General features: G+C 71.2%; 24 protein-coding genes. 16 read left to right on the top strand and 8 right to left on the bottom strand.

The window, feature by feature from the left end:
- Positions 1-346: 346 nt before the first annotated feature.
- Complete coding sequence (pgk, locus tag CTJ15_RS10475; RefSeq protein WP_058390124.1) at positions 347-1,543, bottom strand: phosphoglycerate kinase; 1,197 nt, start codon at positions 1,541-1,543, stop codon at positions 347-349.
- Positions 1,544-1,869: 326 nt separating this feature from the next.
- On the opposite strand from pgk, the gene CTJ15_RS10470 reads away from it, so the two are divergent.
- Complete coding sequence (locus CTJ15_RS10470) at positions 1,870-2,568, top strand: DUF6525 family protein (protein WP_058390125.1); 699 nt, start codon at positions 1,870-1,872, stop codon at positions 2,566-2,568.
- Between the two features lie 81 nt (positions 2,569-2,649).
- On the opposite strand, the gene CTJ15_RS10465 is transcribed toward CTJ15_RS10470, so the two are convergent.
- The 3 genes from CTJ15_RS10465 to tkt all read right to left on the bottom strand — a co-directional run bounded on the left by CTJ15_RS10465 (position 2,650) and on the right by tkt (position 5,989).
- Positions 2,650-2,901, bottom strand: a complete 252-nt coding sequence (locus tag CTJ15_RS10465; RefSeq protein ID WP_075822884.1) for a hypothetical protein — start codon at positions 2,899-2,901, stop codon at positions 2,650-2,652.
- A gap of 97 nt (positions 2,902-2,998) precedes the next feature.
- Positions 2,999-4,018, bottom strand: a complete 1,020-nt coding sequence (gap, locus tag CTJ15_RS10460; protein ID WP_019462609.1) for a type I glyceraldehyde-3-phosphate dehydrogenase — start codon at positions 4,016-4,018, stop codon at positions 2,999-3,001.
- 24 nt (positions 4,019-4,042) lie between these two features.
- A complete protein-coding gene (gene tkt, locus CTJ15_RS10455; protein ID WP_216348669.1) occupies positions 4,043-5,989 on the bottom strand; it encodes a transketolase in 1,947 nt (648 codons plus the stop codon).
- 283 nt (positions 5,990-6,272) lie between these two features.
- Between tkt and CTJ15_RS10450 the strand changes: the two genes are divergently transcribed.
- From CTJ15_RS10450 to CTJ15_RS10425, 6 genes are all read left to right on the top strand, one after another.
- Positions 6,273-7,013 carry a VIT1/CCC1 transporter family protein gene (locus CTJ15_RS10450; protein ID WP_079253404.1) on the top strand — a complete coding sequence of 247 codons (741 nt, stop codon included), beginning with the start codon at positions 6,273-6,275 and terminating at the stop codon, positions 7,011-7,013.
- Positions 7,014-7,095: 82 nt separating this feature from the next.
- A complete protein-coding gene (locus tag CTJ15_RS10445) occupies positions 7,096-7,887 on the top strand; it encodes an aldolase (RefSeq protein WP_058390128.1) in 792 nt (263 codons plus the stop codon).
- 48 nt (positions 7,888-7,935) lie between these two features.
- Positions 7,936-8,634 carry an MgtC/SapB family protein gene (locus CTJ15_RS10440; protein ID WP_058390129.1) on the top strand — a complete coding sequence of 233 codons (699 nt, stop codon included), beginning with the start codon at positions 7,936-7,938 and terminating at the stop codon, positions 8,632-8,634.
- A gap of 39 nt (positions 8,635-8,673) precedes the next feature.
- The gene (locus CTJ15_RS10435) at positions 8,674-9,054 is read left to right on the top strand and encodes a VOC family protein (RefSeq protein WP_058390130.1); all 381 of its coding nucleotides are present in this window, start codon (positions 8,674-8,676) and stop codon (positions 9,052-9,054) included.
- Positions 9,055-9,132: 78 nt separating this feature from the next.
- Positions 9,133-10,323 (top strand): class I SAM-dependent rRNA methyltransferase, encoded by a 1,191-nt coding sequence (locus CTJ15_RS10430; protein WP_026033466.1) that lies wholly within the window; start codon positions 9,133-9,135, stop codon positions 10,321-10,323.
- Entirely contained in the window at positions 10,320-10,730 is a 411-nt protein-coding gene (locus tag CTJ15_RS10425; RefSeq protein ID WP_058390131.1) for a DUF3293 domain-containing protein, read from the top strand. Before CTJ15_RS10430 ends, CTJ15_RS10425 begins: the two co-directional genes overlap by 4 nt.
- Positions 10,731-10,739: 9 nt before the next feature.
- On the opposite strand, the gene CTJ15_RS10420 is transcribed toward CTJ15_RS10425, so the two are convergent.
- The 4 genes from CTJ15_RS10420 to CTJ15_RS10405 form a co-directional block, all read right to left on the bottom strand.
- Positions 10,740-11,216 carry a GNAT family N-acetyltransferase gene (locus tag CTJ15_RS10420; protein WP_058390132.1) on the bottom strand — a complete coding sequence of 159 codons (477 nt, stop codon included), beginning with the start codon at positions 11,214-11,216 and terminating at the stop codon, positions 10,740-10,742.
- A complete protein-coding gene (locus CTJ15_RS10415) occupies positions 11,213-12,220 on the bottom strand; it encodes a patatin-like phospholipase family protein (RefSeq protein WP_058390133.1) in 1,008 nt (335 codons plus the stop codon). The genes CTJ15_RS10420 and CTJ15_RS10415 overlap by 4 nt, the downstream gene beginning before the upstream one ends.
- Before the next feature lie 80 nt (positions 12,221-12,300).
- Entirely contained in the window at positions 12,301-13,095 is a 795-nt protein-coding gene (locus CTJ15_RS10410) for a 3-hydroxybutyrate dehydrogenase (RefSeq protein ID WP_019462619.1), read from the bottom strand.
- A 53-nt stretch (positions 13,096-13,148) separates the two neighbouring features.
- Positions 13,149-14,570, bottom strand: coding sequence for an FAD-dependent oxidoreductase (locus CTJ15_RS10405; RefSeq protein ID WP_058390134.1), 1,422 nt, complete (start codon positions 14,568-14,570; stop codon positions 13,149-13,151).
- A gap of 341 nt (positions 14,571-14,911) precedes the next feature.
- On the opposite strand from CTJ15_RS10405, the gene rpmH reads away from it, so the two are divergent.
- The 9 genes from rpmH to CTJ15_RS10360 all read left to right on the top strand — a co-directional run bounded on the left by rpmH (position 14,912) and on the right by CTJ15_RS10360 (position 22,502).
- The gene (gene rpmH / locus CTJ15_RS10400) at positions 14,912-15,046 is read left to right on the top strand and encodes a 50S ribosomal protein L34 (RefSeq protein ID WP_019461403.1); all 135 of its coding nucleotides are present in this window, start codon (positions 14,912-14,914) and stop codon (positions 15,044-15,046) included.
- A gap of 28 nt (positions 15,047-15,074) precedes the next feature.
- Positions 15,075-15,476 carry a ribonuclease P protein component gene (gene rnpA / locus CTJ15_RS10395; protein WP_019461404.1) on the top strand — a complete coding sequence of 134 codons (402 nt, stop codon included), beginning with the start codon at positions 15,075-15,077 and terminating at the stop codon, positions 15,474-15,476.
- Positions 15,473-15,736, top strand: a complete 264-nt coding sequence (yidD, locus tag CTJ15_RS10390; RefSeq protein WP_019461405.1) for a membrane protein insertion efficiency factor YidD — start codon at positions 15,473-15,475, stop codon at positions 15,734-15,736. The genes rnpA and yidD overlap by 4 nt, the downstream gene beginning before the upstream one ends.
- Before the next feature lie 4 nt (positions 15,737-15,740).
- Positions 15,741-17,489, top strand: a complete 1,749-nt coding sequence (gene yidC / locus CTJ15_RS10385; protein ID WP_019461406.1) for a membrane protein insertase YidC — start codon at positions 15,741-15,743, stop codon at positions 17,487-17,489.
- Complete coding sequence (gene yihA, locus CTJ15_RS10380) at positions 17,486-18,196, top strand: ribosome biogenesis GTP-binding protein YihA/YsxC (RefSeq protein WP_099781554.1); 711 nt, start codon at positions 17,486-17,488, stop codon at positions 18,194-18,196. Before yidC ends, yihA begins: the two co-directional genes overlap by 4 nt.
- Positions 18,197-18,777: 581 nt before the next feature.
- Positions 18,778-19,662, top strand: a complete 885-nt coding sequence (argB, locus tag CTJ15_RS10375; RefSeq protein WP_019461408.1) for an acetylglutamate kinase — start codon at positions 18,778-18,780, stop codon at positions 19,660-19,662.
- 272 nt (positions 19,663-19,934) lie between these two features.
- Positions 19,935-20,774 carry a 2,3,4,5-tetrahydropyridine-2,6-dicarboxylate N-succinyltransferase gene (gene dapD / locus CTJ15_RS10370; RefSeq protein ID WP_058390135.1) on the top strand — a complete coding sequence of 280 codons (840 nt, stop codon included), beginning with the start codon at positions 19,935-19,937 and terminating at the stop codon, positions 20,772-20,774.
- Between the two features lie 25 nt (positions 20,775-20,799).
- Positions 20,800-21,912 carry a succinyl-diaminopimelate desuccinylase gene (dapE, locus tag CTJ15_RS10365; protein WP_075822502.1) on the top strand — a complete coding sequence of 371 codons (1,113 nt, stop codon included), beginning with the start codon at positions 20,800-20,802 and terminating at the stop codon, positions 21,910-21,912.
- Positions 21,900-22,502: a hypothetical protein gene (locus tag CTJ15_RS10360; protein ID WP_058390137.1), complete on the top strand. Its 603-nt coding sequence runs from the start codon at positions 21,900-21,902 to the stop codon at positions 22,500-22,502. The genes dapE and CTJ15_RS10360 overlap by 13 nt, the downstream gene beginning before the upstream one ends.
- The last annotated feature ends 164 nt before the right edge of the window (positions 22,503-22,666 follow it).

Raw genomic sequence — 22,666 nt, 5'->3', positions numbered from 1 at the left:
TCCCCCCGGACCGGGCCTCGATCCATGCCGGACCGCAACCCTGCCCTCTCCCACGCCCAGTATTGGCATCCGGGCGTGGCTCAGGTGGCGCGGCAGCGCCCCCTCGGCAAACCGGATGCACGAAACATTCAGGCCATGGCCGACCCTCCATGACGAGGGCCGGGGGCCAGATGCGAATGCTTCGCAGGATAGCGGATGAAGAGCGTCTCGCAAGAGACCGTAACACGCAGCGGGATTCCCGCAATAACCGAACATGGGCCGGAAGGCGGGAGACCGGAAACAAAGCGAAAGAGGCCGGGGCGGTCATCCCGCCCCGGCCCCACCGGTTCCCCCGCTCCGCGACGGCTCAGGCCGCTTCCAGCGCCTTCACGCCGGGCAGGGTCTTGCCCTCCAGCCATTCCAGGAAGGCGCCGCCGGCGGTGGAGACATAGGTCATGCGGTCGATCACCCCCGCATGGCGCAGCGCCGAGACCGTGTCCCCGCCACCGCCGATCGACTTCAGCCCGGCCGAGGCGCCCAGCGCCGCCACGGTCTGCGCCACGGCCACGGTGGCCGTGTCGAAGGGCGGCGTCTCGAAGGCACCCAGCGGCCCGTTCCACACCAGGGTGGAGGCGGAGCGCAGCTTGTCCTCGATCAGCTCCACCGTCTTCGGGCCGACATCCAGCGCCATCATGTCATCCGGCACCGCATCCACCGGCACCGTCCGCGTGGCCACATTCGCCTCGAAGCGCGGCGCCACCACGAGATCCACCGGCAGCACGATCTCGCAGCCCGTCTTCGCCGCCTCCTCCATGATCTGCCGGGCGGTGTCGTGCATCTCCGCCTCCTGCAGCGACTTGCCCATGGAATGACCCTGCGCCGCCAGGAAGGTGTTCGCCATGGCGCCGCCGATCACCAGCACATCCACCTTCTTCGACAGGTTGCCGAGCAGGTCGAGCTTGGTGGAGACCTTGGAGCCGCCGACGATCGCCACCACCGGCCGCGACGGGTTGCCCAGCGCCGCGTCCAGCGCCTCCAGCTCGCCCTGCATCAGCCGCCCGGCATAGGAGGGCAGCAGCTTCGCCACGCCCTCGGTCGAGGCATGGGCGCGGTGCGCGGCGGAAAACGCATCGTTCACATACACATCCGCGATCTTCGCCAGCCCCTGCGCCAGCGCCGGATCGTTCTTCTCCTCGCCGGCATGGAAGCGTGTGTTCTCCAGCAGCAGCACGTCGCCATCCGACAGCTTCGCCACCGCCTCCTCGGCCTCGGGGCCCACGCAGTCACCCGCGAAAGCCACCGGCCTGCCCAGCGCCTTGCTCAGCGCGTCGGCCATCGGCTTCAACGACATCTCCGGCACGACCTTGCCCTTGGGCCGGTCGAAATGGGAGCACAGGATCACCTTCGCCCCCTTGTCGGCCAGCTCCTTCACCGTCGGCACGAGACGGTCGATCCGGGTCATGTCGGAGATCTTGCCGTCCCGCACCGGCAGGTTCAGGTCGGCCCGGAGCAGGACACGCTTGCCCTTGGGGTCGAGCGTGTCGAGGGTGCGGAAAGCTGGCATGGGAAGGTCCTGATCCTGGGGAAAGGTCTGACTTACACAGCAGCCGCCTCTCTAGCATCGGCACGGAAGCCGATCCAGTTGCCCACCCGGCACCGCCATCCCGCGCCGCCCCCGTCGCACGGCGCCGGAGGGCGCGCTCCGGAGACTGCCCCCGCACGCACCGCCATGGTCGTGGAGGCCCGGCGGCTTCACCTACCGGAGCGACGGCCCCCATGGACGGATGGAGCCTCGCGGCACCCCGCCCCAACGGCACTGCATGGGTGCCGAGCCCCCGGCGATGAAAGCCGCGATTCCCCGCCGCGCCCGCCTCCGGTAGAAGCCCGCGCATGGACAACAGCACGGCCATGAAGCCCCGCAGCCGGCTCAAGGGCGATCCCTACCAGGCCTATGAGCAACTTCCGGCCGAGGTGCGCCGTGCCCTGCAGGAATCGCTGGTCGACTGGTGCCCCCTGCGCGCCCGCGAATGGCACCTGGACCTGCTGCGCCGCGACCGCCTCCGTCCCGCGCAGGCCGCCGCCGCCCTGGTCCAGGCCATCCGCACCCACGACCAGGCCGAGGTCGCCGCCTTCGCGAAGACCTGGCCCAAGGGTGCCGAGGCCTACCCGCACCTCGCTGCGGGCGCGAGCCTGCAGCGCTACGCCGGCTCCGAAGGCATCCCCGCCGCCCCGACCCGCACGAGGTCCGAAAGCCGTGCCGAAACCAGAGCCGCCGCACGACCCAGCGCCACCCCGATCCCCCCGAATCCGGGGTCCCGGGCCGAAGCCAGGGCCGATGCGAAGGCCAGCGCAGCGAAAGCCGGGGCAGGGGTGAAGGGCGAACCCGCCACCGGAGTCGTCGCCGCGGCGCGTACCGGCTCCGCCGCCAGGACCGGCGCGAAGTCCGGTCCCGTCAAACCCGGCGCACCCAAACCCAGCCGCCTCAAAGCCCGGACCAACCGATCCCGCCCCGCCAAGCCCCGATCCAAGATCAAGCCGAGGGCCAGGACCCGCGGCAAGCACCCGGCGGGCCGCCGCGCCCGGCGCTGAGGCCGGGCACCGCCCGGTTCGCGCCGAGGCAGGCGACGATGCGCCTTGCTTTCCCACTCCACCTCGGATATAGGAATAAAATCAACATCCTGCCGTGCCCCGCCGCCGCACAATCCGCAGCGCCTCCACCAGCACGTCCCGGGTGATCCCCTGCTTGCCAAACATCGCCTCCGCCTCGTCCAGCGTGGCCGACACCGCCGGCCGCAACCGCAGCGTTCCTTGCTCCATCCAGCATTCCAGGTGCCTTGGGTTCCCGAGCGCCTCGCGCACCCCACGCCGCAACGTCACCTGTCCCTGGGGCGAGACCTTGAGCAGAACCCTCTTGCCAGGCATGGCGAAGCCCTCCATCCGTCCAGACGGATAAAGGACTAAAATCCTAAAACAGTAAAGAAAAAAGGCCGGGGTAGCGAACTCCCCCGGCCCGGCCGTCTCAGAGCTTGCCGAGATAGGCGGCCGTGTCGCTCATCCGGTTCGAGAAGCCCCACTCGTTGTCGTACCAGGACATCACGCGCACCAGCCCGCCATCGACCACCTGCGTCTGCGTCGCGTCGAAGGTGGAGGAATGCGGGTCGTGGTTGAAGTCCACCGAGACCAGCGGCGCGGTGTTGTAGCCGAGGATGCCCTTCAGCTCGCCCTCCGAGGCCTCCTTCAGGGCGGCGTTGACCGCCTCCTTGGTCAGCCCCTCGGTCTTGCCCGGCACGAAGTCCAGGCTGACCAGCGAGACGTTCGGCGTCGGGATGCGGATGGCGGTGCCGTCCAGCTTGCCCTTCAGCTCCGGCAGCACGAGGCCCACGGCCTTCGCCGCGCCCGTCGAGGTCGGGATGGCCGAAACCGCCGCCGCGCGGGCGCGGTGCAGGTCCTTGTGCAGCGTGTCCACCGTGTTCTGGTCACCCGTATAGGCATGGATGGTGACCATGTAGCCGCGCAGGATGCCGAACTTCTCGTGCAGCACCTTGGCGATCGGCGCCAAGCAGTTGGTGGTGCAGGAGGCGTTGGACACGATCCTGTCCTCGGCCGTCAGCGTCTTGTGGTTCACGCCATAGACGATGGTCTTGTCGGCGCCCTCGCCGGGGGCGGAGATCAGCACCTTGCGGGCGCCGGTGCCGAGCAGGACCTGCGCCTTCTCGCGCGCCGTGAAGATGCCGGTGCACTCGGCGGCGATGTCCACGCCGTCCCACTTCAGCTTGGTCGGGTCGCGCTCGGCCGAGACCTTGATCGGGCCCCAGGTCTTGCCATGGGCCTTGATGGTGATGCTGTCGCCCTCGACGATCACCTCGCCGGGGAAGCGGCCATGCACGCTGTCATAGCGGAAGAGGTGGGCATTCGCCTCGACGGAGCCGAGGTCGTTGATGGCGACGAACTCGACATCGTCGCGCCCGCTCTCGCAGGCGGCGCGCAGCACGAGACGCCCGATGCGGCCGAAGCCGTTGATGGCGACCTTAACAGCCATGAGACGAACCCCTTTTCCTCTGAGTTACGACAGTTTCTTCCGGACGGTGGCCGCGATGGCCTCCGCCGTGATGCCGAAATGGGGATACAGGTGTTCCGCCGGCGCGCTAGCGCCGAAGCCCTGCATCCCGATGAAAACTCCGTCAGCGCCGGTCCAGCGATCCCAGCCGAAGCCGAGCGCCGCCTCGACGCCGATGCGCAGCCCCTTGCCCAGCACCGCGTCCTGGTGCTGCGCGTCCTGCAGGGCGAAGATCTCCCAGCAGGGCAGCGACACGACGGCGGTGGGGATGCCCTCCGCCTCCAGCGCCTCGCGTGCCGCCATGGCGATATGGACCTCGGAACCGGTGGCCACCAGGGTCGCCTTCCGCTCGCCCGAGGCTTCCGCCAGGACATAGCCGCCGCGGGCGCAGCGGTTCTCGCCCGCCTCGCCGCGCAGGGCGGGAAGGTTCTGGCGCGACAGGGCCAGCACGCTCGGCCCGTCGACGCGGCGCAGGGCGAGCTCCCAGCACTCCGCCGTCTCCAGCGCATCCGCCGGGCGGAAGACAAACAGGTTGGGCATGGCGCGCAGCGAGGCCAGCGTCTCCACCGGCTGGTGGGTCGGGCCGTCCTCGCCCAGGCCAATGCTGTCATGCGTCAGCACATGCACGACCCGCTGCTTCATCAGCGCGGCAAGGCGCAGCGAGGGGCGCAGGTAGTCGGCGAAGACCAGGAAGGTGCCGGAATAGGGGATCAGCCCCCCATGCAGCGCCAGGCCGTTCATCGCCGCGGCCATGCCGTGCTCGCGGATGCCATAATGGATATAGCGGCCGGAGAAGTTGTCCGGCGTGACCGAGGGAATGCCCTTGACGTTGGTGTTGTTGGACCCCGTCAGGTCGGCCGAGCCGCCGATCATCTCGGCGATGGACGGCACCAGCACCTCCAGCGCGCGCTGCGAGGCGATGCGGGTGGCGATCTTCGGCTTGTCCTCGGCGACCTTGGCCTTGTAGGCGCCGAAGGTCTCCGCCCAGTCGTCCGGCAGGCGGCCCGACATGGCGCGCTCGAACTCGGCGCGCTGCGGGTGCTTGGCCAGGCGCTTGAGCCAGGACCGGCGGGTGCCGCCGGCACGCCGGCCGGCCGCCTCCCACTCGCCCTTGATCCCCTCGGGGATCTCGAAGGGCCCGTGGTTCCAGCCCAGCGCCGACTTCGCCGCCGCGGCCTCGTCCGCGCCCAGCGCGGCGCCGTGGCTGGCGGCGGTGCCGGCCTTCTTCGGCGCCGAGAAGCCGATGATGGTGCGGCAGGCGATGATCACCGGCTTGCGCGACTTCTGTGCCCAGCTGAGCGCCGAGGCGATCTCCTCGTGGTCGTGGCCGTTGATCCGCCGCGTCGCCCAGCCATAGGCGCGGTAGCGGGCCAGCACGTCCTCCGAGAAGGAGATGGCGGTGTCGCCGTCGATCGAGATGTGGTTGTCGTCCCACAGCACGCAGAGCTTGGCGAGATTCAGGTGCCCGGCCAGCGAGGAGGCCTCGTGGCTGATGCCTTCCTGCAGGTCGCCGTCGGAGGCGATCACCCAGGTGCGGTGGTCCACCAGCGACTTGCCGAAGCGCGCGGCCAGCAGGCGCTCGGCCATGGCGAAGCCGACGGCGGTGGAGATGCCCTGGCCCAGCGGGCCGGTGGTCATCTCGATGCCGGGATGCTCGCCATATTCCGGGTGGCCGGCGGCGGGGGAGTGGAGCTGGCGGAAGCGCTGCAACTCCTCGATGCCCATGCCCGCCTGCCCGGTGAGGTGCAGCAGCGCATAGAGCAGCATCGAGCCATGGCCGGCCGAGAGGATGAACCGGTCGCGGTCCGCCCAGCGGGGGTCGTCGGCATCGTTCTTGAGGAATCGGGTCCAGAGGACCGTGGCCACGTCGGCCATGCCCATGGGCATGCCGGGATGGCCGGATTTCGCCTTCTCGACGGCGTCGATCGCCAGCACCCGGATGGCATCGGCCATCCGGCGCACCGGCGTCGCCGCTTGTGCCAGGATCGCTGCCTGGGCGGCGAGGGCGGGATTGGGTGGCGCGGGCGCCTGGGAATCTGGTTCGGTCGTGGCCAAGGCGTGATCTCCGAAGCGTGAGTTCATAGAGGGGGGCGCCCGATCCGCCAACCCTGAGCGGCTTATTGCGATGCGGCAAGACCCCTGCAAAGGCGTCGCATCCGCAGAGTTCATGGGAATTTCAATGGGATAGATGTTTATTGGCTCGCCTTGCCCGATCCGGTGCGGCAGCTTCGGCGGCATGGACAGCCTGGCTTTCGACCAATCCGGCCTGCCGGCGATGCCCCCGGGCCCGCCGCACCAGGAACAGCACGCCACGTCCTCGCCCCTGGTGCGGGACCTCGTCATCGGCACGGCGGACGGGCTGACGGTGCCCTTCGCCCTGGCGGCGGGCCTGTCCGGGGCGGTGGCGGCCAATCCGCTGATCGTGACCGCCGGCCTGGCGGAACTCGCGGCCGGCTGCATCGCCATGGGGCTGGGCGGCTATCTGGCGGCGCGCAGCGAGGCCGACCGCTACGCCTCCGAATATCGCCGGGAGTGGGAGGAGACGGCGGACTATCCGGCGCGGGAGCGCTGGGAGGTGGCGGCGATCTTCCATCGCCAGGGGCTGCGGGGGGACACGCTGCAGGCCGCGACCGAGGCGATCTGCGCCGACCGGCAGCGCTGGGTGGATTTCATGATGCGCTTCGAGCTGGAGCTGAGCGCCCCGACGCCCGGCGAGGCGCCCCGCTCCGCGCTGCGCATCGGCGGCTCCTACGTGGCCGGCGGGATGGTGCCGCTGCTCCCCTACATGCTGCTGGACGACACGCCGCGGGCGCTGCTGGTATCCAGCCTGGTGACCGGGTTGGCGCTTCTCGCCTTCGGCTGGCTCAGGGCGCGGGCCACCGGAATGCCGCGCCTGGCGGGTGCCTTGCAGACGGCCGTGATCGGCGCCGTGGCGGCCGGCGCCGCTTTCGGCATCGCGCGGCTGGTCAGCGGATGAGGTCCGGGGCCAGCCGCGCCTTGCCCTCCGGCGCCGCCGGGGCGAGGCTTCCGGCCGACATCCAGGCAGGGACCGGTCAGCCATGGCCCATGAATTCCAGACCGGCGGCACGGCGCCCGCCATCCTCCGCAACGCCGCGCTCGATTCGGAAGCGATCCAGGAGGCGCGGCGCGACCTCGCCGCCTGCTTCCGCATGGCGGCGCGGCTGGGTCTGCAGGAAGGCATCTGCAACCATTTCTCCGCCCTGGTGCCGGGCCATGACGGGCTGATGCTGGTGAACCCCTATGGCTGGGCCTTCGAGGAGCTCACCGCCTCCCGCCTGCTGGTCTGCGACTTCCAGGGAAACGTGCTGGCCGGGGAGGGCAGGCCGGAGGCGACCGCCTTCTACATCCATGCCCGGCTGCACATGCGCCACCCCCGCGCCGTGGCGGCCTTCCACACGCACATGCCCAACGCCACCGCCCTGTCGATGACCGAGGGGCCGCCGCTGCTCTTCGCCGGGCAGACGGCGCTGAAGTTCTTCGGCCGCGTCGCGGTGGACGAGGACTACAACGGCCTCGCCCTCGACGAGCGGGAAGGGGACCGGATCGCGGCGGCGATGGGGGAGGCGGATATCGGCTTCCTCAAGAACCACGGGGTGATGGTGGTCGGCCCGACCATCGCCGAGGCCTGGGACGACCTCTACTACCTGGAGCGCGCCGCCGAGGCCCAGCGCCTGGCCCTTTCCACCGGAAGGCCGCTGAAGATCGTGCCCGAGCCGGTGGCGCGAGAGGCGGCGGCGCGGATGCGGGAGGGCGACCCGGAAAGCGCGCGCCTGCACCTCGCCAGCATCCGCCGCATCCTGGACCGCGAGGCGCCGGACTACGCCGGCTGAGGCCCCCGCCCCGGAAATGCCCGCGACGTGAGAGCTCCGTAGAAACCGATGCACACCGATCCCGTCTGGTCCGACATCGCCCTCCGACTGCTCCTGGCGGCGCTGGCCGGGGCCGCCTTCGGCATGAACCGGGAGGCCAAGGGGCATGCCGCCGGGCTGCGCACGACCCTGCTGGTCTGCCTGGCCGCGGCCCTGGCGATGCTGCTGGCCGATATCCTGATGACCACCACCCGCCGCCCCGACCACGGCGTGATCAGCATGGACGTGATGCGCCTGCCGCTCGGCATCCTGACCGGGGTGGGCTTCATCGGCGGCGGCGCGATCCTGCGCCAGGGCGGGACCGTGACCGGCGTCACCACCGCGGCGACGCTCTGGTTCGTGACGGTGGCCGGGCTCTGCCTGGGGGCCGGGGAGATCGGCCTCGGGGTCGCCGGAACGCTGCTGGGCCTCGGGGTGCTCTGGGTGCTGAAATGGGTCGAGCGGCGGCTGTGGCATGTCCAGGGCGCGACGCTGCTGCTGGTGGGCGACAGCGCCGTGCTGCGAAGCCTGGACATGGAAACCCGCTTCGCTGGGCTGGGTTACGAGACCTTGCGGCAGGCGGTCATCTATCGCGAGAACGGCCGGACCTGCTCGCGGCGCTACAATCTGCGCTGGCGCGGGCGGTACGGCAGCCGCCGGCAGGTTCCCTCCTTCCTGGAGGAGATCGCCGCCCTGCCCGGCATGCGCGAGGTCCGCTGGTCGCCCTGAGCCGGCGGCGGTTGGAAATGTCAGGATGAGGTTGAGGACATGATCGACCGGCTGGACCATCTGGTGCTGACGGTGCGCGACATCGCGCGGACGCGGGACTTCTACGTGCGCGGCCTGGGAATGCGGGAGGAGGTCTTCGGCGGCGGGCGCGTGGCGCTCTGCTTCGGGCGGCAGAAGTTCAACCTGCACGAGGCGGCGGGGGCCCCGGTCCTGCCGCGCGCCGCGAACCCGACGCCGGGCAGCACGGATTTCTGCCTGATCGCCGACCGGCCGCTGGAAGCGGTGATCGTTCTGCTGGAGGAGCGCGGGCTGGCGATCGAGCTCGGCCCGGTGGACCGCGCCGGGGCCACGGGGCCGATCCGCTCGGTCTATCTGCGCGATCCGGACGACAATCTGGTGGAGATCTCGGAATACCGCTGAGGCGTGGGGCCGACCCTTTTGGCAGCCTCCTTTGGCAGATGGACAGCGGCGGCGCCCGGCGGCATGGTCCGCGCCTTCATGACGAATTCTGACATTCCCCCGATCCGCCTGCTGCCCGGCCGCGAGCGCCGGGCCAAGGCGGGGCATCCCTGGATCTTCTCCAACGAGGTCGCCACCGGCGCGGCCACCAAGGCGCTGGTGCCCGGCGGGCTGGTGCGGGTGGAGGGCGACGATGGCAGCCGCCTCGGCCTGTACCAGTACAACCCGCATTCCCTGATCGCCGGCCGGCGCCTCAGCCGCGATCCCGACGCGGCGGCCGGCCCCGGCTTCTGGCGCGAAAGGCTGGCCGCGGCGCTGGCGCTGCGCGAGCGGCTGCGCGACGGGCCCTATTACCGCCTCGCCCATGCCGAGGCCGATGGCCTGCCGGGGCTGGTGCTCGACCGCTATGGCGACGTGCTGGCGCTGCAGGCCAACACCGCCGGCATGGAGCTGGCCACGCCGGACATCCTCGCGGCGCTGCGCGACCTGCTGCCGCTCCGCGCCGTGGTGGCGCGCAACGACGCCTCGGTGCGCGGGCTGGAAGGGCTGCCGCAGGAGGTCCGGCTCCTGGCGGGCGGGGATGCCCGCGCCACCGTGGAGGAAGGCGGCGTCGCCTTCTCGGTGGACCCGCTGGGCGGCCAGAAGACCGGCTGGTTCTACGACCAGCGGGACAACCGCGCCCGGGTGGCGGCGCTGGCGCGCGGGCAGACGGTGCTGGACGCCTTCTGCCATACCGGCGGCTTCGGGCTGCAGGCGGCGAAGGCCGGGGCGAGCGAGGTGACGCTGCTCGACCGTTCCGAGCACGCCCTGGCCACGGCGCGCGAGACGGCGGAGCGCAACGGCCTCGCCGACCGCGTCGCCTATCGCCGGGGCGAGGCGATGGAAAGCCTGGAGGCGCTGGCGGCGGAGGGTCGGCAGTTCGGCATCGTGGTGTCCGACCCCCCGGCCTTCGCCAAGACGCGCAAGGACCATGGGCCGGCGCTGCGGGCCTATGCCCGGCTGGCGCGGCTTTCCGCCCGGCTGGTGGCGCCCGGGGGCTTCCTCTTCATCGCCTCCTGCTCCCACCATGTCGGCACGGGCGAGTTCACCGACGCGGTGGTGGAGGGGCTGGGGCGCGCCCGGAGGGAGGGGCGGATCCTCGGCATCTTCGGGGCCGGGCCGGACCATCCGGTGCATCCGGCCCTGCCGGAAAGCGCCTATCTCAAGGGCGTGCTGCTGCACCTGTCGTGAACGGCGGGGCGGTGCCGGCGCGGCTGCGCGCCGCCTATCGCCGCGCCCGCTACGAGGCCGGCGGCGTTCCGGTCCGCATCGGCCGGCGCAGCCCCCGGCTGGACGCGCTGCTCGTCCGCCTCGGCGGGCATCCCTGTGCCCTGGCGGGCGGGCTGGTCACGGCCTGGAACCCGCTGGGCCGACGCCTGCCGGAAGGCCGGAACCGCCGGAGGCAGGAGTGCCTGGAACGGCTCATCCGGCACCTGCCCAGCCTGCCCGCGCGCAGCGGCGAGGGGCGCTGGCGGGAGGAGCAGCGCCTGCTCCTGGCCGACCCGCGCCGGCTGGCCGTGCTGGGGCGCCGCTTCCGGCAGAACGCGGTGGTCCTCCTGGCCCGGGGACGGCCGGCCCGCCTCCTGTGGCTGCGCTAGGCCGGGGCGCTACGCCCCGCCCGGCAGGCGGCGCCGGAAGACATCCAGCTCCTCCGCGCCCACCGATGTTTCCGCCAGGTGCCAGCCGCGCCCGGCATAGAAGCCGCGCAGGGCCGGCCGGGCGCAGAGATGCGCTTCCGCGAAGCCACGGCTCGCGGCGAGGCACGCGCCTTCCTCCTGCAGTTGCGTGGCGAGGCCCCGCCCACGCTGCTCCGGCTCCACCCACAGCGCAGCCAGCCAGGGCGTCAGTGCCGGGCGTTCGTCGAGGTCGCTCTCGATCAGCAGGACATTGCCGAGATAGGTTTCGCCCCGATGGGACACCAGGGCCTGGGGCAGGGCATCCCCGCGCAGGCCAGGCCGCAGCCGCGCCGCGATCGGTTCGGGGTCCGGCTCCTCCGCCTGCCACCAGGCCCGCCAGATCCGCTCCGCCACCGTGTCCAGGAAGTCCGGGACGGCGGGAAGGGGGCTGACGCGGTGCCGCGTCACAGGAACCGCGCCCGCAGGTCCACCCCGTTGGCCTGGCCCAGCGCGCCGGTCCCGTCGCGCAGCCAGCGTTCCGCCGCTTCCCGCCCATGGCGCTTGAGCGCCGCCAGGAACTCGCCCTCCCCATTGTACTTGCTGGAGACGCCGAAGTTCCGCAGCAGGTCCTCGTCCTCGATCATGTGGATGTAGAGCGGACCATAGCGCGGGTCGTTCAGCGTGCCGCTCCCGATCAGCCGCTGCACGAAGGCGATGGCCCGCATCTCGTACATCAGCGAGGCGTTGAAGCCGATCTCCTGCATCCGGGTCATGATGTCGGAGGCAGTGTAGGGAATGTCCGGCCGGGTCAGCGGGTTGATCTGCACCAGCACGATGTCGGGCGGCGAGCCGCGTCCGTAGAGCGGCCAGAGCGGCGGGTTGCCCAGGAAGCCGCCATCCCAGAAGGCCTCGCCGTCGATCTCCACCGCCTTGAAGATCTGCGGCAGACAGGCGGAGGCGAGCAGGGCCTCCACGCTGATCTCCGGCCGCTCGAAGACCCGCGCCTTGCCGGTGCGGACATTGGTGGCGGACACGAAGAGCTTCGGCCCGGCCGGGTCGCGGCGCAGGCGGATCGGGTCCAGCACCTCGGCCAGCGCGTCGCGCAGCGGGTTCAGGTCGAGTGGCGTGGGGTTCATCTGGTAGGGCGAGAGGACGCGGGTCAGCGTGTCGAAGGTCTGCCAGGCGAGGCTGTAGCTGAGGTCGTAGCCCCAGAAGGCCTTCTCCAGCGGCGTGTTGCGCAGCGGGCTGAAGGAGAGCCGCTGCGCCAGCCCCCACCAGAAGCGGTCCAGCAGGGCCTTGGCCCGCACGGGTCCGCCTTCCGCCAGGCCCTGGGTGACCAGCGCGCCGTTGATCGCCCCGGCGCTGCTGCCGGAAATGGCCGCGATCTCCAGCCACTCCTCCTCCAGCAGCCGGTCCAGCACGCCCCAGGTGAAGGCGCCATGCGTGCCGCCACCCTGAAGGGCGAGGTTCACCGCGCGCCTCGCCCCGGTTCCCTCCCGCCCTTCCTGCCCAGGCCCGGCCGGCGGCAGGGCGGGGGGAATGCTGCCTTCCATCAGGCGGCGGTCCAGCCGCCGTCCAGGCCGAGGATCTCGCCGGTCAGGGAATCGGTATGTGGGCCGCAGACATAGAGGGCCATTTGCGCCACCTCCTCGACCTCGACCCAGCGACGCGACGCCATGGGGCGCAGCAGGTGCTCGGTCAGCGCCGCCTCGGCGGACACGCCCTCGCGCTTCGCGATCGGGTCGACCTGGGCCTCGGCCAGCGGGGTGCGGACGAAGCCGGGGCAGATGGCGTTGCAGGTGACGCCGGTGCCGCGCGCCGTTTCCAGCGCCACCACCTTGGTCATGCCGACGATGCCGTGCTTGGCGGCGACATAGGCGACCTTGTTCGGCGAGCCGACCAGCCCATGGGCGGAGGCGATGTTGATGATGCGGCCCCAGCCCGCCTTCCTCATGCCCGGCAGCAGGGCGGCGGTGGCGTGAAAGGCGGAGGAGAGGTTGATCGCGATGATCTGGTCCCACTTCTCCTCGGGGAACTGTTCCACCGGGCTGGTGAACTGGATGCCCGCGTTGTTCACCAGGATGTCCACATGGCCGAGCACCTCCTCGGCCTGGGCGCACATCTTGCGGACCTCCCGCGCATCCGACAGGTCGGCGGCGGAATAGGCGACCTCGCCGCCGGTGACCTCGGCCAGCTCGGCGCGGACCTTGTCCACCTGGCCGGGCGCGCCCAGCCCGTGCAACAGGATCTTCGCCCCGGCCTGGGCGAAGGCGAGGGCGATGCCGCGCCCGATCCCGCTGGTGGAGCCGGTGACCAGGGCCGTGCGGCCCTCCAGGCTGCGTTCCATGGAGTCTCTCCTTGTTCCATCCCGCCGGGGCGCCGGGCCGCGCGGCGGCACCGTCAGGGCAGACGCCCGAGCAGGAATACGAGTTTCCGCAGCATGGGCCGGTCCAGAGCCGGCGCAAGCCTGTCCAGCGCCGCCAGGCGAAGGCTGGCCCCCAGGGAGGGCTGCGGCAGGGGCAGGGCGGCAAGGTCGCGCAGCGGGCGGCCCAGCAGCAGCGCCAGTGCCCCGGCGAGTTCGCGCGGCGCGGCGATGCCGGGCGCCAGCACGGCGGCGCCGAGCAGCCTGTCCCGCCGGTCCAGCACCAGCCGGACCAGCCCGCCCGTCCGGCCCTCGGCGACCAGCCGGCCGCTCTCCGTGAGGCCGCGCCGCTGCATCCGGACGACATGCCCGGCCGCCTCGGCCTCGGCGGCGGTCAGGCCGACCTGCAGCAGCTCGGGATCGGTGCGGACCAGCCGCGCGGGCAGTGGCGTGGAGGGGTGGCCGGGAATGCGGAGGAACAGGGAGCGCAGCAGCAGCGCCGCGTGTTCCTCAGCCCTGTCGGGATGCGCGCCGGAATCCGCGACATCGGCGATGCTGCCGGCCGCCCAGACCCTGCGGTTGCCCCGGGCGCGCAGGCCAGGGCCGGTGGCGATGCCGTGCGCGGTCGTGGCGATGCCGGCGGCGGCGAGGTCCAGCGGTGCCAGCCGGGGCCGGGACGGGGTGGCCAGCAGCAGATGGGTGCCGGTGATCCGCCGGCCATCCTCCAGCAGCAGCTCCAGCCCTTCCGGATGGCGCTCCACCCGCACCGCCGGATGCCCTTCGCACAGGGTGATCCCTTCCGCCCGGAGCGCTTCGCGCAGCAGCTCCACCATTTCCGGCTCCAGCCCCGGCAGGAGCGGGCCGTCCGCGACAACGGTGGCGAGGCAGCCCAGGCGCTGATGGGCCTGGGCCAGTTCCAGTGCCTCCGCCCCATGGCCCAGGATCAGGAGGTGCCCGGGCGGCGTGTCCAGGTCGAGGCCGCTCTGCCCATCGAGATAGGGGATGTCGGCCAGCCCCTCGATGGCGGGCAGCAGCGGCGCGCTGCCCGCCGCCACCACGGCCTGGCGGAAACGCCAGTTGCGGCCGGCGGCCTCCAGGCAGTCGGGGGCCAGGAAATGCGCCGAGGAGCCGGTGACGAGATCGACCCCCATGCCGCGCAGCCGGGCCTCCGAGGATTCGGGCTCCAGGGCTTCCGTGGCGCGGCGGAGATGTGCCCGGACACCTTCCCAGTCGATGGCCAGGTCCGCGGCGCGGAGCCCGAGTCGCCCCCCTTGCCGCAGGGCCTGGGCAGTGCGGGCGGCGGCCAGCAGCGCGTCCAGCGGCAGGCGCTGCCGCAGCCGCCGCCCGCCGGGCTCCTCGCGCTCGAAGAGGGTGACGCGCCGGCCCAGCAGGGTCGCGAGGGTGGCGGTGGAAAGACCGGCGGAGCCGGCGCCGATCACGGCGATGTCGGTCTCAGGCATGCGCCGCCCCTTATGGCCGCAGCCGGGCCCGGCGTCAGGAGGGGATCGCACGATGGGACGGGATTGGCGGCGGCCGGAGGGGCCGGAAACGGCGAAGCGGGGGCAGGGATGCGGGAATGCGGGGCCGATCCTGCGTGTTGAGTGGTTGACGGGTCCGTTACCCTCTCCCTATACAGCGCCAACCGCGCCGGACCCGCGCCTTGTGCACCGGGGCCGGCGTTGCCTGTCGTGCCTGTCTCCCTGCCCTCGGGGGAGGGGACGGAGACGGGCACGGCCGGGAAACCCGAAACGGGGTCGGTCCCGGCAGATCCAGCCACTTTTTCCGAACGGAGCCACGTCCCGTGAAGCGTACCTATCAGCCCTCCAAGCTCGTCCGGAAGCGCCGGCACGGCTTCCGCGCCCGCATGGAGACGGTGGGCGGCCGCAGGGTCGTCGCCAACCGCCGCTCCAAGGGCCGCAAGCGCCTGTCCGCCTGAGCGGACGGCGCGCGGTTCCGCGTATCCCATGGCCCTGCCGCGCCTGAAGCAGCGACGCGAGTTCCTTCGCGTCGCCGGCAAGGGTAAGCGCGCGGCACGGCCCAGTGTGCTGCTGCAGGCTCTTCCGGAAACGGAAGGGCCTCTTCGCGTCGGTTTCACGGCAACGAAGAAGCTCGGCAACGCCGTGGTGCGCAACCGCGCCAAGCGGCGGCTGCGCGCCGCGGCGCACGAACTGCTGCACGCGGCCCCGCCGCCCGGCTGCGCGCCCCGTGGCTGGGACCTCGTGCTCGTCGCCCGCGACGGGGTGATGACGCGCGACTGGTCCACGCTGCTGGGCGACCTGCGCGGCGCGCTTCGCCAGGCGGGCGTCATCGTCCCGCCGGGTCCCGCCGCGGCGGAAGGCGGCACCGCGCCGGGGCAGGGGGCTTGAGCCCCGCCGCCGGCGTCCTGACCGTCGCGGTGCATGCCTATCGCTATGGGCTTCGCCCGATCATCGGCAGCCACTGCCGCTTCCACCCGCATTGCAGCGACTATGCGCTCGAAGCCCTGGCCAGCCATGGTGCCACGCGCGGCACCTGGCTGACGGCCCGGCGAATCCTGCGCTGCCACCCCTGGAACCCGGGCGGCTGGGACCCTGTCCCGCCCGCATCGCCCCGCATTGGGGCATCCACCGCCCGCGAGAACGGTTGAATCGATGGACAACAAGCGACTGCTCGTCGCGATCGCGATCTCGATCGCCATCCTGCTGGGCTTCGAGCTGTGGAACCGCCCCACGGTGCAGCAGCAGGTGCAGAGCCAGCAGCAGGCACGCCAGGCGCCGACCGAGCCCCTGCCGCCCGGCATCGGCTCCCCGGCCCCGACCCAGGGCGCCCAGCCGCCGGAGCGCGTCGCGGCCGAGCACCTGCCGATCGAGACGCCGCGCCTGGGCGGCAGCCTCAACCTGCGTGGCGCCAGGCTCGACGACCTGGTGCTGAAGAACTACCGCGAGACGGTCGCGCCGAATTCGCCGCTGGTGCGCATGTTCGCGCCGCGCGGAGAGGTCGCGCCCTATTTCACCCAGTGGGGCTGGAGCGCCGCCGATGGCCGCACGCCGGTGCCGGGGCCCGACACCGACTGGACGGTGGCGGACAAGGCGCCGCTGACGCCGCAGCATCCGGTGACCCTGCGCTGGGACAACGGCGCCGGCCAGGTCTTCGAGATCGTGCTGTCGGTGGACGACAACTTCATGTTCACCGCGCAGCAGCGGGTGATCAACAACGGGTCCGAGCCGGTGCAGGTCCTGCCCTGGACCCGCGTGCGGCGCGAGCACACGCCGCAGCTCGCGAACTACTACATCCTGCACGAGGGCTTCGTCGGCGTGCTCGGCGGGCACCTGCAGGAGCTGAAGTACTCGGCCGCCAAGGATGCCGCGAACAAGGCGCAGGGGCTTGCCTTCCAGGAGGACAGCACCGGCGGCTGGGCAGGCTTCACCGACAAGTATTGGCTGGCCGCGGTCACCGCGATGACGCCGCAGGAGACCATCCGCGCCGCCTTCCGCCACACGCAGGAGCAGCCGGGCCCCGAGGGCGACCGCTGGCAGGTGGATTTCTCCGCGCCGCAGCCGCTGAGCGTGGCGCCGGGCGCGACGGCGGATTTCGGCACGCGCGTCTTCGCCGGCGCCAAGGAGGTCCGCACCCTCGACGCCTATCGCGACAACCTCGGGATCACCGATTTCGACAAGGCTGTGGATTTCGGCTGGTTCTATTTCCTGACCAAGCCATTCTTCTACGCGCTGGACTGGCTGTATCACATCGTCGGCAATTTCGGCATCGCCATCCTGATCTTCACGGTGGCGCTGAAGGCGCTGTTCTTCCCGCTGGCCAACAAGTCCTACAAGTCCATGGCGCGGATGCGCGCCCTGACGCCGCGGATGAACGAGATCCGGGAGAAGTTCAAGGACGACCCGGCGAAGATGCAGCAGGAGATGATGGGCCTGTACAAGACGGAGAAGGTGAACCCCGCCTCCGGCTGCCTGCCCATCCTGATCCAGATCCCGGTCTTCTTCGCACTCTACAAGGTCCTGTTCGTCACCATCGAGATGCGGCATGCGCCCTTCTTCGGCTGGATCCGCGACCTTTCGGCGCCCGACCCGACCAACCTGTTCACGCTGTTCGGGCTGATCCCCTGGGATCCGCCGCACATGCTGCACATGCCGGTCTGGGCGATCATCATGGGCTTCACCATGTGGGCGCAGCAGCGGCTGAACCCGCAGCCGCCCGATCCGATCCAGGCCAAGCTCTTCGCCTGGATGCCGGTGATCTTCACCTTCATGCTGGCGAGCTTCCCGGCCGGGCTGGTGATCTACTGGAGCTGGAACAACACGCTCTCCGTGCTCCAGCAGGCCTGGATCACCCGGCAGGAGCGTGCCGAGCGCCGCGAGCAGAAGAAGCTGGTGCGGACATGAGCGAGGCACCGGAGCACAAGCCGGAGGCCGCTGCCCTGGCCGCTCCGGTGGATGAGCGCGAGGCCGAGCGCCTCGCGGCGCTGGAGGCCGGGCGGCTGCTCTTCGCCCGGCCCTGCCGCTTCGTCTTCGCCTCCCAGCGGCTGGACCAGCTGCCGGAGGCGCGGCTGCCGGAGGTGGCCTTCTGCGGCCGCTCCAACGTAGGCAAGTCCTCGCTGGTGAACGCCCTGACGGGACAGAAGACCCTGGCCCGCGTGTCCAACACCCCCGGGCGCACCAAGCAGCTGAACTTCTTCGAGCTGGGCGGGGAGGGTCAGGCGCGGCTCACCCTCGTGGACATGCCGGGCTATGGCTATGCCCAGGCGGCCAAGGCGGTGAAGGAGGACTGGCAGGGGTTGATGTTCGACTACCTGCGCGGCCGGACGACCCTGCGCCGGGTCATCCTGCTCCTCGATGCGCGGGTGGAGACCAAGGACTCGGACCGGGCGGCGATGGACCTGCTCGGAAAGGCGGCGGTGCCCTTCCAGATCGTGCTGACCAAGGCCGACGATACGCCGCAGGCGCGGTTGGCGAAGCGTCAGCAGGAGGCGGAGCGCCTGGTGGCCAAGCAGGCGGCGGCCCATCCGCTGGTGATCACCACCAGCAGTGAGAAGGGCCTGGGCATCCCCGAACTGCGGGCAGAACTCGCTTCCATGGCCCTGGCACCCTGATCCCCGGCACGAACTGAGGCGTGCCGGCCACAGTGCGGCATAATGGACGCAGTTCAACCTGCGCGTGCTTCTCCCGAATCCTGGCGTCGTCATAAGACAGATATGCCCAGGGAGGGTTTGGTGAGACGCGTGGTCCTTGCGCTCTGTGTTGCCTTGCTGGCCCCGGCCGTCCAGGCCGCGACGCCCGACCGCTGCCCGGTCGACACGAGGCCGGATTTGCGCCGCATCATCGGAGGGCCGGCTCATCTCCGACCGCTTTCCGGTGTGACGCAGAGCACCCCCCGCATCGGCCTGTTTCGGCCGGACACTTCCTGTGGCTTCCCCCCGGTGCGCCGGATTTCCCGCCCGCGCGCCGGCTGATCGGCGCGGCGAGGAGCGGGAGTACACGGGCCGACCCCACCGGCCCGGGTGCATACCCCGCCCGCTCCTTGCCGCCCGAGAGGCCCGCCGATCCGGCCCAGCCCCGCCCATGGCTCCCAGCCGGAGCCGGAGCCGGCCGGCCGCGGCGCTCTTGACCCTGTGCTGCGGTGCCCGCAAGAGGCGAACGGCGCCTTCCGCCGCGATCCATCGGAGCCGATGCCATGACCGAAACCATGCGCGACAACATCGCGCTCCTTTCCGATGCGCTGCCTTTCCTGAAGCGTTACGACGACGCCGTCGTGGTCGTGAAGTACGGTGGCCATGCCATGGGGGAGGAGGAGACGGCCTTCCGCTTCGGTCAGGACATCGCGCTGCTGGAGCAGGTCGGCATCAACCCGGTGGTGGTGCATGGCGGCGGGCCGCAGATCAACGCCATGCTGAAGCAGCTGAACGTACAGTCCGAGTTCGTCCAGGGCCTGCGCATCACCGACGAGAAGACGGTGGACATCGTCGAGATGGTCCTGGCCGGATCGGTGAACAAGCAGGTGGCCGAGGCGATCACCCGGGCCGGTGCCATCGCCGTCGGCATCAGCGGCAAGGACGGCAACCTGATCACTGCGCGCAAGACGCTGAAGACGGTCACGGACCCGCAGACCGGCGAGCCGAAGGTGCTCGACCTGGGCTTCGTGGGCGAGCCGGAGAAGGTCGATACCCGCGTCCTGGAGCTGCTGATCGGCGCCGATATCGTGCCCGTGGTGGCACCGGTCGGAGTGGATGCGAAGGGCCAGACCTTGAACATCAACGCCGACACCGTGGCCGGAGCGGTGGCCGGGGCGCTGAAGGCGGCGCGGCTGCTGATGCTGACCGACGTGCCGGGCGTGCTGGACGAGAACAAGCGCCTGATCCCGGAAATGACGGTGGCCGAGGTCCGGGCCGGGATCGCGAGCGGCATGATCTCGGGCGGGATGATCCCGAAGGTCGAGACCTGCATCCAGGCGGTGGAGCTGGGTGTCGAGGGCGCCGTGATCCTGGACGGGCGGGTACCGCATGCGGTGCTGGCCGAGCTCTTCACCGATGCCGGGCCGGGGACGCTGATCCGGCCCTGAGGGCCTGAGGCTGCCTCGTGGCTGGCCCGGGGGCGAGAGGCTCCGCCGCTCGCCCCGGATCCTCACGCCGTGGCGACCGGCTCCGGTCCGCTGGCCGGATGTGGAGCGGGGGCTGCGACGGCCGGGCAGGGGTGCCGTTCACACAAGGCCTGCGGCGCTTCGCTTCCCGGCGGGCCGGACTCCATCGCAAGCGGCGCGTTGACACGCCTGCCGGTGCGCGCGAGAGGGTCACGCCGAACGCATTCGCCAAACCGATCGGGATCATCGCGACCATGGACCTGTCCAGCCTGCAGAAGACCATCGAGGCGCTCTGGGAGCGCCGCGCGGAAGTGACGCCCGCCACCCAGGGTGCCGACCGCCAGGCGGTGGCGGATGCGCTGGACCTGCTGGACAGCGGCAAGCAGCGCGTCGCCTCCATCTCCGGCAATGGCGAGTGGACGGTGCACCAGTGGCTGAAGCAGGCGGTGCTGCTGAGCTTCCGGCTGGAGGACAACACCTTCCGCCGGCAGGAAGGCGCCGGGGCCTGGGACAAGGTGCCGCTGAAGTGGGAGGGCTGGAGCGAGACCCAGTTCCGCGAGGCCGGGTTCCGCGCCGTGCCGGGCGCCGTGGCCCGCCGCCCGGCCTATATCGCGCCGAACGTGGTGCTGATGCCCTCCTTCGTGAATGTCGGCGCCTATGTCGCTTCCGGTACCATGGTCGATACCTGGACCACGGTCGGCTCCTGCGCCCAGATCGGGAAGAACTGCCACCTGTCCGGCGGCGTCGGCATTGGCGGCGTGCTGGAGCCGCTGCAGGCCAATCCGGTGATCGTCGAGGACGACTGCTTCATCGGCGCCCGCTCCGAGGTGGCCGAGGGCGTGATCGTCGGCCGCGGCTCGGTGCTGTCGATGGGCGTGTTCCTTTCGGCCTCCACCAAGATCATCGACCGCGCCACGGGCGAGGTCTTCGTTGGCCGTGTGCCCGCTTATTCCGTGGTGGTGCCCGGCAACCTGCCCGGCAGGCCGCTGCCGGACGGGTCGCAGGGGCCGTCGCTCTACTGCGCCGTGATCGTGAAGCGGGTGGACGCCCGCACGCGCGAGAAGACCTCGATCAACGAGCTGCTGCGCGATTGAGCCGCCCTTGACCGGAGCCCGGGCCGTGACCGCCATCGCCGACCCCCTGCCGATCGCGCAGGCGCTGATCCGCTGCCGTTCCGTCACCCCGGCGGATGACGGGGCGATGGCGGTGCTGGAGGGCATCCTGGAGCCCCTGGGCTTCCGCTGCACCCGCCTGCGCTTCGGCGAGACGGAGAACCTCTTCGCCCGGCGGGGCGGGGAGGGGCCGCATCTCTGCCTCGCCGGGCATGTGGACGTGGTGCCGCCCGGCGAGGGCTGGCGCCACGATCCCTTCGCGGCGGAGATCGTGGAGGGCGTGCTCTACGGCCGCGGGGCCACGGACATGAAGGGCGGGGTGGCCGCCATGCTCGCCGCCGCCCATGCGCCGCAGCCGCGCGGCAGCCTCTCCTTCCTGATCACCGGGGATGAGGAGGGCGATGCCCATGACGGCACGGTGCGTGTGCTGGAATGGATGGCGGCGAACGGGCAGGTGCCGGACATGTGCCTCGTGGGCGAGCCGACCTCCAGGGTCCGGCTGGGCGACACGATCAAGATCGGGCGGCGGGGCAGCCTGACCGCCTATCTGACGGTGCGGGGCACGCAGGGCCATGTCGCCTATCCGGCGCGCTGCGACAATCCGGTGCACCGGCTGGTGCGGGCGCTGAACCGGCTGGTGGCGCAGCCGCTGGACGAGGGAACGGAATGGTTCGAGGCTTCCTCGATCCAGGTTACGAGCTTTGACGTGGGCAATCCGACGACCAACCTCGTGCCGGGCGAGGCGAAGGCCACCCTGAACATCCGCTTCAACAACCTGCACGGCGCCGCCAGCCTGGAGCGCTGGATCCGGGAGGCGCTGGAGGCCGAGGCGCCGCAACACGAGGCGCGCTTCTCCTGTTCCGGCGAGGCCTTCCTGACCGGGCCGGGGCCTTTCGTGGAGGCGCTGCGCCGCGCGGTGGAGCGGGCGACGGGCGAGGCGGCGGCGCTGGACACCGGCGGCGGCACCTCGGATGCGCGCTTCATCACCCGCTACTGCCCGGTGGCCGAGCTGGGCGCGGTGGGGACCACCATGCACAAGGTGGACGAATGCACGCCGGTCGGGGAGCTGCGCGCCCTGGCCGCGCTCTATGGCGCCGTGATCGCGGAGTGCCTCGGCTGAGCGCGCCCCACCATCCCTCCGCCGCGCCGCCCGCCCTGGCGGTGCAGATCGTGGCGGGCCTGCGCGGCGCCTTCCTGCTGGCGCGGGGAAAGGCGGCGGGGATCGCCTTCGCCTGCCTGTCGCCGGAAGGAGCGGCGCGCTCCTTCTGGGCGGCGGCCCTCTGCCTGCCGGTCTTCGTGCTGCTGCGCCTTGTCAACGGGGCGGAAGGCGAGGTCGGCACCGACCCGCTGCGCTTCCTGGTGGCCGAGCTCTCGGGCTTCGTCTGCTCCTGGGCCGGCTATGCCCTGGCCTCCCACTGGCTGGCGGCCCGGGCGGGGCTGCTGGCGCGCTGGCCGCGCTTCATCGCCGCCTGGAACTGGGCGAACACCGTCCAGTACGCCGTGCTCCTGGTGCTGCTGCCGGTGCCGCCGGGCATGGTGGCGACCTGGCTGGGCATCGCCACCTTCGGCTATGCGATGTGGCTGGAATGGTTCGTGGCGCGGGAGGCGCTGGGCGTGAACGGCTTCCAGGCGGCGACCTTCGTGGCGCTGGACCTGGCGATCAGCATCTTCCTGGCCGGGGCGGTGCAGGCCGTCGCCATGGTGGACTGACGACCCGCTTCCACTCACGGGGTTTTCGCTCCTGGGTGGAAGGGATGGACCTTTCGTTAACTATCTCTGGTTGTTAATTTGCTCCCGTATCTCCAGGGAGACGTGTGGGATGGTCCTCGATGCCGCGGTGCTGACGGATGCCTGCCATTCCGCATCCGGGTTCC

This window comes from Roseomonas sp. FDAARGOS_362 (assembly GCF_002754815.1).
GTDB lineage: Bacteria > Pseudomonadota > Alphaproteobacteria > Acetobacterales > Acetobacteraceae > Roseomonas > Roseomonas mucosa.
Note: the sequence above shows the minus strand (reverse complement) of the source record. Positions and strands in the feature narration are given on the sequence as shown.